This window comes from Mucilaginibacter aquariorum, from assembly GCF_024498135.1.
Taxonomy (GTDB): Bacteria; Bacteroidota; Bacteroidia; order Sphingobacteriales; family Sphingobacteriaceae; genus Mucilaginibacter; species Mucilaginibacter aquariorum.
The window spans coordinates 150,471-166,260 of sequence record NZ_JANHOH010000009.1; the positions used below are offsets into that span (position 1 = coordinate 150,471).

The following is a 15,790-nucleotide window of genomic DNA, read 5'->3' on the forward strand; positions in this document are numbered from 1 at the left end:
TTTAGGATGTATAACTGTCTACCGCTAATAATACAAAAGCGAGGGAATTATTATTGACCGGAGATTTGGAAGGTTCTGACTATAAAACTATCAAAACAGAAAGTGAACATCGAATAGCGGTTTTAGAGGCTAAGCTTGCTGAGGCGCCTGTTACAGCGATTAGTCTCGCAGAGGTGGTAAAAAAAGATGGGCAAGCGACCGTAAAACGTGCTTGCCCATTGAGGCTCCTGAGGCTGGGCTCGAACCAGCGACCCTCTGATTAACAGTCAGATGCTCTAACCAGCTGAGCTACTCAGGAGTGTTTTCCGGTTTGGAGTGGTGCAAAAGTATGATTTCTGATGTAATTTCACAATATTTGCACAAAAAAAATTAAAAATATTTTACATGAGTTTGTTAGTTATTGGTACTGTGGCGTTTGACGCAATTGAAACCCCCTTTGGGAAGACGGATAAAATTGTTGGAGGGGCCGCAACTTATGCAAGTTTAGCCGCTTCGTACTTTTTTGATAAAATAAAAATCGTTGCTGTGGTGGGTGACGACTTCCCTGCGGAAGAAATAAAAGATTTTAACAATCACCATATTGATACCGAAGGCCTGCAGATAAAACAGGGCGAAAAATCATTCTTCTGGAGCGGAAAGTACCATAACGATATGAACAGCCGCGATACTTTAACAACGGAGTTAAATGTACTGGCTGATTTTGACCCTATCATCCCCGAGGCTTACCAGGACTGCCAATATCTAATGTTGGGCAATCTTACCCCACAAGTACAGCAAACGGTTATTAAGCGCCTTAAAAACCGCCCTAAGCTTATTGTAATGGACACCATGAACTTCTGGATGGACATTGCAATGGATGACCTTCTGGATACTATTAAATTGATAGATGTGTTAACCATTAATGATGCCGAAGCGCGTCAGTTATCAGGCGAATACTCTTTGGTTAAAGCGGCAAAAAAAATATTAACTATGGGCCCTAAATACCTTATCATTAAAAAAGGCGAACACGGTGCATTGCTGTTTCACGAAGATCGTGTGTTCTCTGCCCCTGCCCTTCCGCTTGCCGAAGTATTTGACCCAACCGGCGCCGGCGATACATTTGCCGGTGGCTTTATAGGCTATATGGCTAAAGTAGGCACCGTTAATTTCAATAACATGAAAAACGCTATCATATTTGGTTCGGCACTGGCATCGTTCTGTGTAGAAAAGTTTGGTACCGAGAAAATAAGAAACCTTAGCGAGCAGGAAATCGCGGCACGCGTACAAGAGTTTGTACAACTGTCTTCTTTCGAGATAATATAATATGAATTCACTAAATCTTCCTTAGAGGGGAGATTTTAAAGCAAGCTTAAGCCCTCTCCTTTGGAGAGGGTTTGGGTGAGGCTTGGGCCTGTTAATACTCCAGCCATTTTTTTATTTTAAGGCCTGTTATATCACCTTCGGTATATTTTCCGCTTTCGTAGTTCACTACGCGCAGAATAGCGCCGTTGTTTTCCAATATCAGATCTTCATAAAACCCTTTAAACAGCACTTGTTTTATCGTCCAGTTACTGGTTTTAAGGATATCGCTCAAACGGATCCAATCCGGGTATATCACTACAAATTCTTTTTTAGCTTCAATGCTACAAGCTTTTGCCTGGTGGATGGTTAGTACATTGCAATTAGTAAGCAGCTCGGCCGTATATAAATTAAGGGGATTATGATACAGCGTTTTTGGATGACCATGCTCCACTATCTCTCCCTGTTTCAACACGATCAGCTCATCGGCCATAGAAAGCACCTCTGCAGGGTCATGCGATACCATAACTACCGTAAGGCCGGTTTCCTTTACAATCTGCCTTATATCGTGTTGTAAGCCCTCACGGAACGATGTATCTACCTGGTTAAAGGGTTCATCAAGCAATAATACCTGGGGGCGGGTAATAATGGCACGGGCTATGGCTACGCGTTGTTTTTCGCCGCCGCTTAAATCTGCAACCCGTTTGTAGGCAAGTTGCATCATATTTAGCTGGGTAAGTACCTGTTCGGTTTTTTCTTCCTTAAGCTTTACGTTGGTGCTGGGCAGCATGGCAGCTACATTATCCCACACACGGGCAAAAAGATTTAGATCATCGGTATGCTGGGTTACCATTTTCATGGCATCATGGCCCGGTATAAGTTTTTCTTCGGGGCCCCAAATACGTTCGCCTTTAAAATTTACCGTGCCTGTATCCGGCGAAAGCAACCCATATAATAGGCGCAACAAGGTACTTTTACCACTGCCGCTTTCGCCAATTATAGCGGTTATTTTTCCGGGTTCAATATCAAGGCTGATATTTTTAACCCCCGATGCCTCTGCGCCGTTGTAGGTTTTGCTTACTAAATTTGCCTGTAAAAAAGGTACATCTGCCATTGCGGACAAAGATAACCGGGATTAAGCAGATTATTCGGATTTATATGGATTTTGAATAGCAACGTAGCATTCTTGAACACCAAAATATAAACAACGGTGAAAATCCCGGTCATGGTTTACCACCCAATACTCATCCCAAAGGAGAAGTTTCTAAGTCCGTTTTGCGCCGGGCTGTCATCAAACATATCGTTAAAGTAATATTTGGCAAATACGCCGATTGATCCGTAACCAACACGGGCCGATGCGCCATATCTGAACTTAGTAAAGTGATAATTGCCACCCAGTTTTACATCTCCATTTTCTTTACTTTCCTGCTTAGTGTTGCTGCCTATCAGCACACCCATCTCCGCCCCGGCAACAAAATGGAACCTTCTGCCTTCCTCATCGTTATGTGTACGAAAATCAAAAGCCACCGGCACACGAATGTACGCTGCCGTAAGGCGGTTCTTATCGTATTTTATATCATCCCGCTGATAGGTTAGCACCGGCTGATCGCGCAGGATAGTTACACTTTCGCGCAGGCGCAGGTTTGTCCAGTCGAACCCGCCCGCGGTGTATATCCTGAATGAACTGTTAAACCTATAGCTCAACTGTAATACATCAAAACCAATATTGCTGCTCCTCCACGACCGATAATTTAAAAACTGGTTAGTTGGCGATAGCGTAAAGCTGCCATTATCAACCAGGGTGGTTAAACCAATATCGAACCGGGTAAAGGTAAGCCCGAAAGAAAAACCCGGTGCCTTTGAAGTGTAATTGTAAGATGTTGTATCATTAATAGATACCTGGCTAACATCGTCCCCAAAACCAAGTCTGATCCTGGTATGGCGGGTTTTGGCAGTATCCCTTTTAACGGAATCCGTTTGTGCAAACACTACGGTTGCTGCGAGGCATATTATTGTGGTAAAAATCAGGCGTTTCATATATAATTAGTGAATTATTGAATTAGTGATTTAGTGATTTCCTGCATATTTATTTATTTCATCTGCACATCTGAAATCCGCATTTGCATATCTATTTATCTTGTTTTTTTATTTTGATAAAGCCAAGGTTCAGTCCCGATACTACTGAGTCGTCCTCATCGTTTGTGCTCGAAAATTCTATCAGCTTATCCTTACGTTTGTCAACCTTGCTTACCACCACATTTATCAAATCTCCTAAGTTGCGTATGCGGTGTTTTTTAACAGGCGTTGCAGCTATGGCTTTAGTAACCGGCGGTTGGGCGGCTAATATATTAGCTTTAAATGATGCATCTTCGGGTATTTCAATTTTTTCGTTAAGCGGTATTTCTCTATCCGGCACTACAAACTTTATATCTTGTGCAGGTTGAACCACCTGTGCCAGTTGTTGTGCAGGTTCTATTATTTCTATGTCCCTTACCGGTAATACTTTAACCGTTTTTGTTTTTTGCTTACGCGATTTCAATGCTGTATTAAACGCTATAGTCTTTTCTAATTGTGGCTGTGCAACCTTTTGTACCTGTTCGGTTTTTGGCGATGCAATTACAGGTGTTATAATTGATTTTGCAGGCCTATTGTTTTTAACATTGGCCAATTGTACCGGCTTTTTGGTATTATCCTTTACATGAGATACAAAATACAGCCCCGCTGATAATAATAGCAGCAAGCTTGCGGCTATGCCGAGATACATTTTTAGCGATCTCTTCCTTCTATCCAGGCCGGATGCAATACCTCCCCAAACTTTGGCAGACGGCTCTACCTCAAAATCATTAAAACCCGACCTGAATATTTGGTCAATTTCTTTATCCTGCATATCCATAGCTTTTGTTCTCCATTTTTAATATCTGTTCCTTTAAAATAGCCCGGGCCCTTGAAAGCTGCGATTTTGAAGCGCCCTCGCTAATGCCCATAAATTCGGCTATTTCTTTATGCGAGTAACCATCAATGGCATATAAGTTAAACACCATGCGGTAACCCGGCGATAAGGCTTTTATCAATATCAGCAAGTCTTTTGCCTCCAGGCTGCTGGCGGCCACGGCGTTTACAGATGGCTCGTTCCCGGTATTGTCAATATCAACTACCTGCATCATTTTATGGTGGCGGCGATAATACTCAATTGAGCTATGCACCATAATACGCCTCACCCAACCTTCAAATGATCCGTCGCCCCGGTAATCAGCAATTTTTTGGAATACTTTAATAAACCCATTCTGCAGCATATCCTCCGCTTCCATCCTATCGGTAGCGTAGCGCATGCAAACGCCCAGCATTTTTGAGGCAAATTGCTTGTACAGCATTTCCTGCGCCTTGCGTTGCCCGGCCTTACAGCATTTTACCAGATCATCAATAGTAGGTTTAGCTTCCAAAAACATCATTTTAAACTAAGATGTATTCTATATAGAATTGGTTGCATGGGGTGTAAAATAATTTTAACTAAATTTCGGGAATACATTACATCGGTCAAAGTAAGTTAACTTTATATATAATGAAAATTATTCAGCTTGTAATTATCAGTATCTTTTTATCCTGCCTGCAGGGCATCGCGCAGGATACCTCATCTACCGGATATGTTCTTCTGAAACCCGATCGTGTTTTCGACGGCCAGCAAATGCATACCAACTGGTATGTTTTAGTGAAGAATAAACATATTGAAGCCGCCGGCGAAGCATCATCAATAAAAATACCCGCATCTGCAAAAGTTATAGAACTAAAAGGCATGACTTTAATGCCCGGGCTAATAGAAGGCCATTCGCATTTGTTTTTGCACCCCTATAATGAAACGAGTTGGAACGATCAGGTAATGAACGAAAGTCGTGCAGAGCGTACGGCCCGTGCGGTTGAACACGCAAAAGCTACCTTAATGGCCGGCTTTACCACAGTACGCGACCTGGGAACCGAAGGGGCTGCATATGACGATGTTGGTTTAAAAACGGCTATCAATAAAGGGATTGTACCTGGCCCCAGGATGCTGGTAGCTACGCGCGCCATTGTTACCACAGGCGCTTACGGGCCAAAGAGCAACGTTGCCGAATCGCACCCGCTGCTTGGCGCCGAAGAGGCCGACGGCGTTGAAGGCGTATCAAGAGTGGTGCGTTCGCAGATAGGCTATGGGGCCGATGTTGTGAAACTTTACGCCGATTACTGGGCTACAGACGAGGGTGCCACCCCCACATTTACGGTTGACGAGCTAAAGGCTGCTGTCGCAGTGGCTAATAGCCGCGGCAGGCAAGTGGTTGTGCATTCGGGTTCTGAAGAAGGCATGCGCCGCGCGATATTGGCGGGGGCCAGCACCATTGAGCACGGTGACGGCGGCACGCCGGAATTATTTAAACAAATGAAAGCCAAAGGGATCGCTTTATGCCCCACGCTGGCGGCAACGGAAGCCAATGATATTTACCGCGGATGGAAAAAAGGTGTTGATGTTGACCCGGAAAATGTGAAGGCGAAACGTACCATGTTTAGGAACGCATTAAATGCTGGTGTTACCATATGTATGGGCGGTGATGTTGGTGTATTTGCCCATGGCGATAATGCCCGGGAAATGGTATTAATGGTGGAGTATGGTATGAAACCTATTGATGTATTACGCTCTGCTACATCCGTAAACGCCGAGGTATTTAAATTAAAAAATCTGGGGAATATTAAGGCAGGTTATTTAGCCGATATGATTGCTGTTGATGGTAACCCTGCTGAGGATATAAAAACGGTAAAACAGGTGAAGTTGGTAATGAAAGATGGAGTGGTTTATTTGCAGAAGTAGCCTCAAACATCCTGACAATATGTCATAAATCAGATAAAGCGTTTCAATGTTCAAATCGTGATATTTGATAACCTAAAACAGGGCGAATGAAAGACGAATAAGGACGAATTAAAGGCGCTTTTGGGCGATAAATTTTGTCCTATTTTTCAAAAAAACGGGTACAAGTTGAATTTTATTTCTTCTCCCTAAAATACTTATAGATCTTAACCGCCGACATAAGAATTAGGCTGAAAGCTATTATCCCAATTACCCCAAAGATCCAGTTAAGGGCGCTCTTAAGCACCACCAGGAACACAATAGCAAAGAGGATAATGGTAGCCAGCTCATTCCATAAACGGAGCTGGATGGATGTCCATTTGAACACGCCACCGGCCATTTGCTTCATTATTTTTTGGCAGATGAAGTGGTAAACAATTAAGCCTACTACAAAAGTGAGCTTTACATGCAGCCAGGGCATTTTCCATAAGCCCGGGTTAAGATGCAGCATGGTGGCTCCCGCGGCAATCACAAAATACATGCTTGGCGTAGCTATTATCCACCAAAGCTTTTTCTCAATGATCTCAAACTGCTCTGACAGAATAGTACGGGCAGGTTCAGGCTTGTCCTGTGCTTCGCGGTGGTAAATAAACAGGCGCACAATGTAAAATAGCCCTGCCATCCAGCAGACTACAAATATGATATGTATGGCTAAAACGTATTGGTACATATACCCCTGTTATAACGGGTGTCCTGCTGAGCCTGTCGAAGCATGCGGGCAAAGGCCTACGCGCTTCCCTTCGACAGGCTCAGGGTGACAGCCTTTAGTACTTAAACTCTTTTATCACCTCTACCGCGTACTTCACATTATCAAACGGAATATCGGGCATAATGCCGTGTCCAAGGTTGAATATGAATCCGTTCTCACCTCTCATACGTTCGAACAGACGGTGGATGCGGTCTTTAATAACCGATTTATCGGCATAAAGAATATGCGGGTCAAGGTTGCCTTGTACGGCGATATTTTTTGGTAACCGGTTCTTGATATCCAGCAGGTCAACGTTCCAGTCGATAGATATTACATCCGGTTTGGCCTCGGCCATTAGCGGTGCAAATACCGAGCTGCCTTTACAGAACGATATCACCGGGATATCCTTCCTGTTTAGCTTGCTAATGATCTCAACAATATAACGGTGCGAAAACTCGGTATAATCATCCCACGATAAAGCCTGCGCCCAGCTGTCAAAAATCTGTACGGCATTAACACCGGCTGCAATTTGCAGGTTTAGGTAATCTGCCGTAACGGTAGCAATTTTTGATAAAAGCTGATGCGCCATTTCCGGGTGGTTATGCAGCATCAGTTTGGTCAGCTTAAAATCTTTTGATGAGCCGCCCTCTACCAAATAGCTCATTACGGTAAATGGTGCGCCTGCAAAACCTATCAGAGGGATGCTGCCATTTAAACGTTGCTGAATTACTTTGATAGCATCGGCCACGTATTGTAGTTTGTCACCCACATTGGTTTGCAGATTATCAATATCGGCCTGTGTACGTACGGGGTTGGCAAACTTGGGGCCTACGCCTTGTGTAAAGCTTAGGTCGCCACCCATGGCTTCGCCGGTAACCAGTATGTCTGAAAATAAAATAGCGGCATCAATACCCAGCAGATCAACCGGCAGCATGGTAACATCGGCAGCCAGCTCGGGCGTTTTGCACATCTCCAGGAAAGAATATTTATTCTTGATCTCCCAATACTCGGGCATAAAACGGCCTGCCTGGCGCATCATCCATACGGGTGGTCGTTCTGTTTTCTCTGAAAATGCGGCTTTAATAAATAACGAATCTTTCATGTTTCTTTGAGAGTCAAGAAACAAGAATCAAGAGCCAAGAGCCGATCCTGTCGGTTTTTCTTGATTCTTGATTCTTACCTCTTGATTCTATTATTTGTGTTTCTTTAGTTCCTGCTCAACCTTTTGGATAACATCCTTCATTTTGGCAGTTATATTGTCTTTATGTTTTTCGGTAAGCTGCAGGTATGCCCTGGCTTTTTCGTAGTTACCGTTACGTACGTTTATGTTTGCCACATGTACCAGCGCGGCTACGTGGTCGTTAGCGCTTCGCAGCGGGTACAGGGCGGCTAATTCATAATGTTGCTCGGCTTCGGCATACTCGCGTTTCTGCAGGCATACCCCACCGTATATAAACTCGTAAAATCCGCGCCGCCTTTTGCTTAACCATTCTGGTTTCGGCACCTGTTTCAGCAGGTTTTCGGCCTTATCATAATCTTTTTGATGGAAAGCCCTGGCTGCCAATACAATGGTACCCTGTTTAAAATAGCCCCATATCAGAAACCCAATAAACATTACACATACCGCTGCCAGTTCATAAACCTTAAGTTTAAGTATAACGGCCAGCAGTATTACAAAAAGCCCGGTTACTAATATTCGTGCCCTGTTTGTAAACATTAATTAGTGCTGGTTATCTGTAAACTTATAACCCACACCGCGGATTGAATGGAAATAAACCGGGTTTTTAGGATCTGGTTCAAAATACTTACGGAAGGTAAGGATGAAGTTATCAATGGTACGGGTTGATGGGTACACATCATAATTCCAAACAGTTTCCAGGATCTGCTCGCGCGATACAGCTTCGTTACGGCGCTCTATCAACAGTTTCAACAGCATGGTTTCCTTTTTGGTAAGCGGGGTAACGCTTCCGTCACCATTAACCAATTCAAACGAGTTAAAATGGATGGTTTTATCACCAATTTTGTAACTGTTAAACTCTTTCAGGTCGTCGCCTTTAAGGCTGCGTTTTACCAGGTTGTTTACACGCAGTATCAGTTCTTCCAGGTTAAAAGGTTTGGTCAGGTAATCATCAGCACCTTTTTTAAGGCCCGATATTTTATCTTCGTTGGTGTTTTTGGCAGTAAGGAACATAATAGGCACTTCAGAGTTTTCTAACCTTATGGTTTCTGCAACCACAAAACCGTCAATCTCGGGCATCATCACATCCAATATCACCAGGTTAAAACGCTCTTCCTTAAATATCTGAAGGGCTTTTTTACCGTTGTTCGCTGTTGAAACTTTGTAGCCTTCCAGCTCCAGGTTTAACTTAATGGCCTCTAACAAATGATCTTCGTCTTCGGCTAATAAAATTCTTTTTTTGTTAGGCATGGTCTCTAATTGTTTAGGTTAATGCAAATACTACTTCAAATACGCTACCGGCAGGGCGGTTATCTTTAACTTTTATGCTGGCCTGGTGTTTATCTAATACTTCTTTTACAATGTATAAGCCTAAGCCGGTCCCTTTTGTATTACGTGTATCTTCACTGCCTACACGGTAAAATTTGTCAAAAATGCGGGGCTTCTCACTATCTGCAATACCTATGCCATGGTCTGCCACCTGAAAGTAAACTTTACCTTCTTTTTCAAAAAGCTTCACATTAACCGTCTCGCAAGGGCTTGAATATTTTACAGCATTCTCAACCAAATTGGTTACTACAGATGTTAATGCAAATTTGTCACCTATTATTTCAATTTTGGGCTCAATCTCGGCATTGATAATCTGCTGGTTGCAATCGCACTTGCTTATTTGCAGGCGGTTTACAATGCTATCCACCAAAACCGACATGTTAAATTTAGCCTTGGGGAAAGTATATGAGCGGTTATCAATTTTTGATGCCAGCAGCATATTCTCTACCATATCGTCCAGGCGCTCTACATCCAACAGGGATTTATCAATAAAGTTTAATACCTGCGCTTTGGTAAGATCACGTTTTTGGATGGTTTGCAGTAATATTTTTATAGATGCCAGGGGCGATTTTAATTCGTGGGTTACCGATAACAGGAAGTTCTTTTTTTGCTCCTGTAGCTTTTGCTCGCGATTGATGGATTTATGCAGGAAATAAGCCCCTACCAAAAATACCACTACAAACATGGAGCCTTCGCCCAGTATCATCCCTTTACGGCTGGGATTTAAGTGTACCAGCATATATCCCCACCATACCAGTTCCGCAACGGCGTAAATGATGATGGCATAAAATATAACAAGCGATTTTTTCATAATTACTTCAAGTTTGCAGTTGGAAGTTTACAGTTGGCAGCATGCATGGTGCAAACTGCTAACCGGAAACTGCCAAAATTATTTAAACACGATGTCCAGACTATCAAATATAGCTGTTTTTGTTGTTTCTAAGTCAGCCGATGTGTGGGCGGCAGATATAAAGCCAACTTCGTAACCGGATGGGCCTAAATAAATGCCTCTGTTTATCAGTTCGCGGTGCATTTCTTTAAATTTAAGCATGCTTGCCGGGTCTATTTCTTCGGCAGTTGTTATGTTATCCTTATCGGTAAAAGCGAACCAAAAGATAGAGCCGATACTAAATACCTTTAAGGTATAACCACGTTCAGCAACAAAATCTTGTATATCTTTTACAAATCCCGCCGTTTTGGCATGCAACTCGTCATAAAAGCCGGGTTTCAGCAATTCGCTTAGCTGCGCGATACCTGCTGCCATAGCAACCGGGTTACCAGATAAGGTACCCGCCTGGTAAACTGAACCAACGGGTGATATATGATCCATTACTTCAGCCGATGCACCGTAAGCGCCAACCGGTAAACCGCCACCTATAATTTTGCCGTAAGTAATAATATCCGGCTGGATGCCGTAGTAAGCAGCCGCCCCCTCAAAGCCTATTCGGAAACCCGAGATTACTTCATCAAAGATGAGCATAGCGCCGTTTTCGGTACAGATCTGGCGCAGGTAATTTAAATAATCCTGTGTTTGTAACAGTAAGCCATTATTTGCAGGGACAGGTTCTATGATAACCGCTGCAATTTGCCCCTTAAACTCTTCAAAGGCCTCTTGTAAGGCTTTTTTATCGTCCAGTGATACAACTATCGTTTCATCGGCAAAAGCCTTTGGTACGCCCGCAGACGAGGTTTCACCAAAGGTAACCAATCCAGAACCTGCCTTAACTAAAAGACTATCTGAATGACCGTGATAACAGCCCTCAAACTTTAATATTTTATCGCGTTTGGTATAACCTCTTGCCAATCTAATGGCCGACATAACCGCCTCAGTACCCGAACTTACAAAACGTATTTTTTCGATGAACTTGTTGTTACCAAGGATAAGCTCGGCCAGTTCATTCTCCAATGCTGTAGGCGCGCCGAATGACATACCCTTCTGCATTACTTCGGTTACCTTATTACGAACCGCTGCGTTATTGTGCCCTAAAATAAGCGGGCCCCATGAGCAGCAAAAATCAATAAACTCGTTACCATCGGCATCCCAAATATGGCTGCCATCGCCTTTTTCGATAAAAAGCGGCGTACCATAAACAGATTTAAATGCCCTAACCGGTGAGTTAACCCCGCCCGGGAAATAGGTTTTCGCTTTTTCGTACAGTTCTGCAGATTTTGCTCTGCTTATATCAGGTTTACTCATTTTATATTTTCCATCCATCATTGCGAGGTACGAAGCAATCTCCCTTTAAGCATATCGGCTATGCATAGTTCTGAGATTGCTTCGTACCTCGCAATGACGGGTTGTATTAATCACTATTTACAACCACTTATTCAACAACACTTCCTTAGCGTGATAGGTTAATATCGCGCTGGCGCCTGCCCGGCGGATGCTGGTAAGCACTTCGGTAATGGCACGTTGCTCGTTTAGCCAGCCGTTTTGTATGGCGGCTTTTATCATGGCATATTCGCCGCTTACATTGTAAGCTGCAACCGGTAGTTCGGTATTATCTTTTATTAGTTTGATGACATCCAGGTAAGGCAAAGCTGGTTTTACCATCAGGAAGTCGGCCCCTTCCAACTCATCCAGGTTAGCTTCAATTAAAGCCTCGCGCTGGTTTGCCGGATTCATTTGGTAAGTTTTTTTATCACCAAACTTTGGCGCTGAGTTTAACGCATCCCTAAACGGGCCATAAAAAGCACTGGCATATTTTGCCGAGTAAGACATGATAGATACATTGGTAAATCCATTATCATCTAACACGTTTCTAATATAACCCACACGGCCGTCCATCATATCAGATGGGGCAATGATATCGGCACCGCTACGGGCATGGGCTAAAGCCATTTTTCCTAATATTTCCAGTGTTTCGTCGTTCAGTATCTCGCCATTTTCAACAACGCCATCATGGCCATCGCTGCTGTATGGATCCATAGCTACGTCGGTTATTACACAGGCTTCCGGGAATTCCTTTTTTACGGCACGTATGGCGCGTAAGTAAAGGCTTTCATCACGGTAACTTTCGGTAGCGAATTTATCTTTTAGTGATTCTTCGATATTTGGAAACAGATCGAACGAGTGCAAGCCAAGCTTCATACAGCTTTCTATCTCGCGCAGCAAATTATCTATAGAGTACCGAAAGATACCCGGCATAGATGCTACTTCGGTTTTTTGATTTTCGCCATCCACAATAAATAGCGGGAATATCAAATTAGCCGCGCTAACATGCGTTTCCTGCACCATCTGGCGGATAACTTCACTTTTCCTGTTTCTTCTTGGTCGTTGTAACATTTCTTTGAGTCCATAGACCATGGCCGATAGTCCATAGTCATATAAATTATATAATTAGAAAATCAGTCCATGGACTATCGACCATCGACTATTGACTTTCCTATATTCCAAACACTGCCTCTGCCAGCCCAACTTCGTCGGGCGAGAAAGGCAGGGTATATTTAACACCCATTTCGTCGAATTTTTTACCGGTTGACTTGCCAATGGCTATCACCTTTTGTCCGGGCTCCAGCAGGTTATCGGCAAAGTAAGCTTCTACATTGCTTGGGCTGGTAAATACCAGAACATCAGCACCGCTTGGCTCTACTTCTTCTTCCAGTACGGTTTCGTAAACCGGCAGGTCTATTATTTTTGTTTCGGCAGATAAGCCTTGCTGGATACTTCTCATTGGGCTATCAGCACCGGGGAACAGTATTACTGTACCGTTTGCCAATGCAGCAAAATCTTCAGCTACTTCGGCGGTATCATTGCTTTCGCCAACATAATTGGCAAAGTGGCCGTTGCGGCGCAGCATATCTTCAGATCCACTACCCATCACCCCAAATTTTATTTTTTTAGGGAACTGCGGCCCTAATTTGAAAAAGTACTCAACAGCATTTTTACTGGTAAAAAACACCCAGTCTATATTTTTTAAGATATAAGAATCAAATTTGGTGATGACCGGCACAGTGCGGATCAGTGAGCGCGCTTCTATCTCAATCTTATGTTTCTCCAACGCTTTGCGGAAATAGCTTGTGGCCGAGATATCTCTTGATATAAAAACTTTTGAAGGGAATTTGCGGCCTTTTGCAAAGCGGGCTACAATTTTATCTGCAACACCATCAAGGGTATCACTTTCAATAAAAAACCTGTCGGGGAATTCATCGCCAGCCTCAGCTTTTGAAGTAAACACCTGAAATTTGCCATCGTCCCGGCGGCAATAAACGCCAAGCGGCAAGTGGCAACCACCACCAAACATTTTTAACACGCCACGTTCTAAAGCCAGATCTTCAGCAACTTCGGGATGGTGCAATGCCTGTAAAGCTTCAAACAAATCGGTATTGCTTTCGCGGATCTGGATAGCCAGCACACCCTGAGCAGGTGCGGGTATAAATTCAGTTGGCGTTAATTCTTCTACATGAAACTCGCTCAGGTCTATCCCCAAACGAGTAACACCTGCTTTGGCCAGCATAATGGCGTCGTAGTTTTCGTCGCGTAGTTTATTAATACGGGTGGGTACGTTGCCGCGCAGTTCTTCTATCTCCAGATCGGGGCGTATGGCCAATAGCTGTGCCTTGCGCCTGTTTGATGATGTACCTACCATACCACCGTATTTTACGGATAGCTTTTGGCGCACATCAACACAGTCTTTCAAGATCAACAACAGTTCAGCCGGGTCTTCCCGTTCTGAAACTGCTGCGATAATGAGTCCCGGAGGGTTTTCTGTTGGCAGGTCCTTGTGCGAATGCACAGCCAGATCTATAGTACCTGCCAATAATTCTTCTTCTAATTCTTTTGTGAAAAACCCCTTACCTTCCAGCTTATCAAAGCTAAGGTTAAGGATACGGTCGCCCTGTGTTTTTATAATTTTAAGTTCGGCGGTAATGTTTATTGCGGCCAGGCTATCTTTTACAAAGTTGGCTTGCCATAAAGCTAATTCGCTGCCACGCGTTCCTATTATTACTGTTCTGTCCAAAGGGATAAATTTTTACAGCACAAATTTAAATTTTTATGCACAGTAATATAGTATTAATTAAGGATATGATTGTGGGCTGACTATTATTTGTTAAGCTGAAAGCTTAACTTGTGCTACACCACGAGTTACGCTGCGCTAAACTCGCGGCAGCATGTTAAAGAAATGAGAGCTTAATTATTATTGATCAATATATCCTTCGCCATGATCATGGGCACACTGATATATTTTTTTTCCATGTAGTTCATCACCTTCTCCAGTATCTCGCGCGATTCCTTATCAAGGCTTTGTACTTCTTCGGCAAAAACAGTGTTCACGGCGTTGTTACGGATCTCTTTGATCTTCTCGGGAACCTGGCGCATAGCCAGCTCAATCTTACGCTGTTTCAGCATCACCAAAAATTCAGCAATGTTTTGCTCAATTATAGCTTCGGCATGTACCAGTTCCTGGTAGCGTTCCTGCAGGTTCTTTTTAGCAATTTCGTTAAGGCTGTGTACTTCAATAAAGTTTACATCAAAACGTTCAAGCACTTCAGGGGCGGTATCGTTAGGGATAGCCAGGTCGACAATAGTTTTCTTGTCGGTTTCGCCGTTTAACAGCGAGGTGTATATTTCGGGAGTAAGAATGGGCTCAACTGCAGATGTACAGGTGATAATGGCATCAAACCCTTTGTTGTAGTTCTTTAATTCGTCTAACTCAAAAGCTTCGCCACCTAAATCGGCAGCTAATTGCTGTGCTTTGGAAAGCGTACGGTTAAACACCGAAAAATTAGAGAATTTATGCTTTTGCAGATATTTAGAAATGTTGCGGTTAGTTTCGCCTGCGCCTATGATTAGTACACGGGCATTTGAGCACAGCTTCAGATCCTTTAGTTTACGGTATGCTAATGATACAACCGAGATAGGATTTTTTGAAATATTGGTATGCGTATAAACCTCTTTAGCTGTTTTTACAACACAGTTCATTACTACGCGTAAACAATCGCCGGTTAAGCCTGCTTCCCTGCAATCTTCATAAGCTTTACGTAGCTGAGCTAAAATTTCTTTCTCGCCAACTATAAGGCTTTCTAACGAGCAAGAGGTGCGTAACAGGTGGTTCATTGCTTCCTGGCCTTCATAAATAGCAGCAGCTTCTACAAAGGTATTGGTGGAATGCGAGCACAGGCTCATTCCTACTGTTTCCAGAAACTGATGTGCAAATGCCTTATCAACTATTTGCGGCGTCGACATAATAAACTCGACACGGTTACAGGTAGCAAGATAAAAAATCTCGTCTATGCCAAAACGTGCTTTAACTTCATGAAGTTTTTCAGTCAGATTTTCCTGGCATAACACCAATCGTCCCAATTCCTTCAGCTCAATCTGTTTATGTGTAAAAGCAATTACTTTTAAATACTTCAAAGCAGTTTATATTTTGACCCAACAAAAGTAACACACCAATGGTGATGCAATGTCAAGGATATGTCAAACAGGCGCATTTAGAATGATTAT

15 protein-coding genes and 1 tRNA gene are annotated in these 15,790 nt (G+C 43.2%); 2 read left to right on the forward strand and 14 right to left on the reverse strand.

All coding sequences use genetic code 11. The features are described 5' to 3' along the window. Window positions 1-224: 224 nt before the first annotated feature. Window positions 225-298: transfer RNA gene (locus NPE20_RS22440), tRNA-Asn, on the reverse strand. Between the two features lie 86 nt (window positions 299-384). Here NPE20_RS22440 and NPE20_RS22445 point away from each other — a divergent pair. After that, window positions 385-1,302, forward strand: coding sequence for a PfkB family carbohydrate kinase (locus NPE20_RS22445; RefSeq protein ID WP_256540956.1), 918 nt, complete (start codon window positions 385-387; stop codon window positions 1,300-1,302). Window positions 1,303-1,393: 91 nt separating this feature from the next. Here NPE20_RS22445 and NPE20_RS22450 read toward each other — a convergent pair whose 3' ends face one another. The 4 genes from NPE20_RS22450 to NPE20_RS22465 all read right to left on the reverse strand — a co-directional run bounded on the left by NPE20_RS22450 (window position 1,394) and on the right by NPE20_RS22465 (window position 4,724). Next, window positions 1,394-2,392, reverse strand: coding sequence for an ABC transporter ATP-binding protein (locus NPE20_RS22450; protein WP_256540957.1), 999 nt, complete (start codon window positions 2,390-2,392; stop codon window positions 1,394-1,396). Between the two features lie 116 nt (window positions 2,393-2,508). Continuing rightward, on the reverse strand, window positions 2,509-3,315 hold the full coding sequence (locus NPE20_RS22455; RefSeq protein WP_256540958.1) for an outer membrane beta-barrel protein: 807 nt from the start codon (window positions 3,313-3,315) through the stop codon (window positions 2,509-2,511). A 91-nt stretch (window positions 3,316-3,406) separates the two neighbouring features. Continuing rightward, window positions 3,407-4,165, reverse strand: coding sequence for a hypothetical protein (locus NPE20_RS22460; RefSeq protein ID WP_256540959.1), 759 nt, complete (start codon window positions 4,163-4,165; stop codon window positions 3,407-3,409). After that, window positions 4,155-4,724 carry an RNA polymerase sigma factor gene (locus tag NPE20_RS22465; RefSeq protein WP_256541003.1) on the reverse strand — a complete coding sequence of 190 codons (570 nt, stop codon included), beginning with the start codon at window positions 4,722-4,724 and terminating at the stop codon, window positions 4,155-4,157. The genes NPE20_RS22460 and NPE20_RS22465 overlap by 11 nt, the downstream gene beginning before the upstream one ends. Window positions 4,725-4,837: 113 nt before the next feature. Between NPE20_RS22465 and NPE20_RS22470 the strand changes: the two genes are divergently transcribed. Continuing rightward, a complete protein-coding gene (locus NPE20_RS22470; protein ID WP_256540960.1) occupies window positions 4,838-6,112 on the forward strand; it encodes a metal-dependent hydrolase family protein in 1,275 nt (424 codons plus the stop codon). A gap of 172 nt (window positions 6,113-6,284) precedes the next feature. Here the strand turns inward: NPE20_RS22470 and NPE20_RS22475 are convergent, their stop codons facing one another. The 9 genes from NPE20_RS22475 to hemA form a co-directional block, all read right to left on the reverse strand. Continuing rightward, window positions 6,285-6,818: a CopD family protein gene (locus NPE20_RS22475; protein ID WP_256540961.1), complete on the reverse strand. Its 534-nt coding sequence runs from the start codon at window positions 6,816-6,818 to the stop codon at window positions 6,285-6,287. Between the two features lie 94 nt (window positions 6,819-6,912). Next, window positions 6,913-7,938, reverse strand: a complete 1,026-nt coding sequence (gene hemE / locus NPE20_RS22480) for a uroporphyrinogen decarboxylase (protein ID WP_256540962.1) — start codon at window positions 7,936-7,938, stop codon at window positions 6,913-6,915. A gap of 90 nt (window positions 7,939-8,028) precedes the next feature. After that, window positions 8,029-8,553 (reverse strand): tetratricopeptide repeat protein, encoded by a 525-nt coding sequence (locus NPE20_RS22485; RefSeq protein ID WP_256540963.1) that lies wholly within the window; start codon window positions 8,551-8,553, stop codon window positions 8,029-8,031. A gap of 3 nt (window positions 8,554-8,556) precedes the next feature. Further along, on the reverse strand, window positions 8,557-9,264 hold the full coding sequence (locus NPE20_RS22490) for a response regulator transcription factor (protein WP_256540964.1): 708 nt from the start codon (window positions 9,262-9,264) through the stop codon (window positions 8,557-8,559). A 13-nt stretch (window positions 9,265-9,277) separates the two neighbouring features. Next, on the reverse strand, window positions 9,278-10,153 hold the full coding sequence (locus tag NPE20_RS22495) for a sensor histidine kinase (protein ID WP_256540965.1): 876 nt from the start codon (window positions 10,151-10,153) through the stop codon (window positions 9,278-9,280). Between the two features lie 78 nt (window positions 10,154-10,231). Next, window positions 10,232-11,539 carry a glutamate-1-semialdehyde 2,1-aminomutase gene (gene hemL / locus NPE20_RS22500; RefSeq protein WP_256540966.1) on the reverse strand — a complete coding sequence of 436 codons (1,308 nt, stop codon included), beginning with the start codon at window positions 11,537-11,539 and terminating at the stop codon, window positions 10,232-10,234. 117 nt (window positions 11,540-11,656) lie between these two features. Beyond that, window positions 11,657-12,628: a porphobilinogen synthase gene (gene hemB, locus NPE20_RS22505; RefSeq protein WP_256540967.1), complete on the reverse strand. Its 972-nt coding sequence runs from the start codon at window positions 12,626-12,628 to the stop codon at window positions 11,657-11,659. A 100-nt stretch (window positions 12,629-12,728) separates the two neighbouring features. Beyond that, on the reverse strand, window positions 12,729-14,303 hold the full coding sequence (gene hemC, locus NPE20_RS22510) for a hydroxymethylbilane synthase (RefSeq protein ID WP_256540968.1): 1,575 nt from the start codon (window positions 14,301-14,303) through the stop codon (window positions 12,729-12,731). Between the two features lie 170 nt (window positions 14,304-14,473). Then, the gene (gene hemA, locus NPE20_RS22515) at window positions 14,474-15,700 is read right to left on the reverse strand and encodes a glutamyl-tRNA reductase (protein ID WP_256540969.1); all 1,227 of its coding nucleotides are present in this window, start codon (window positions 15,698-15,700) and stop codon (window positions 14,474-14,476) included. Window positions 15,701-15,790: the final 90 nt, after the last annotated feature.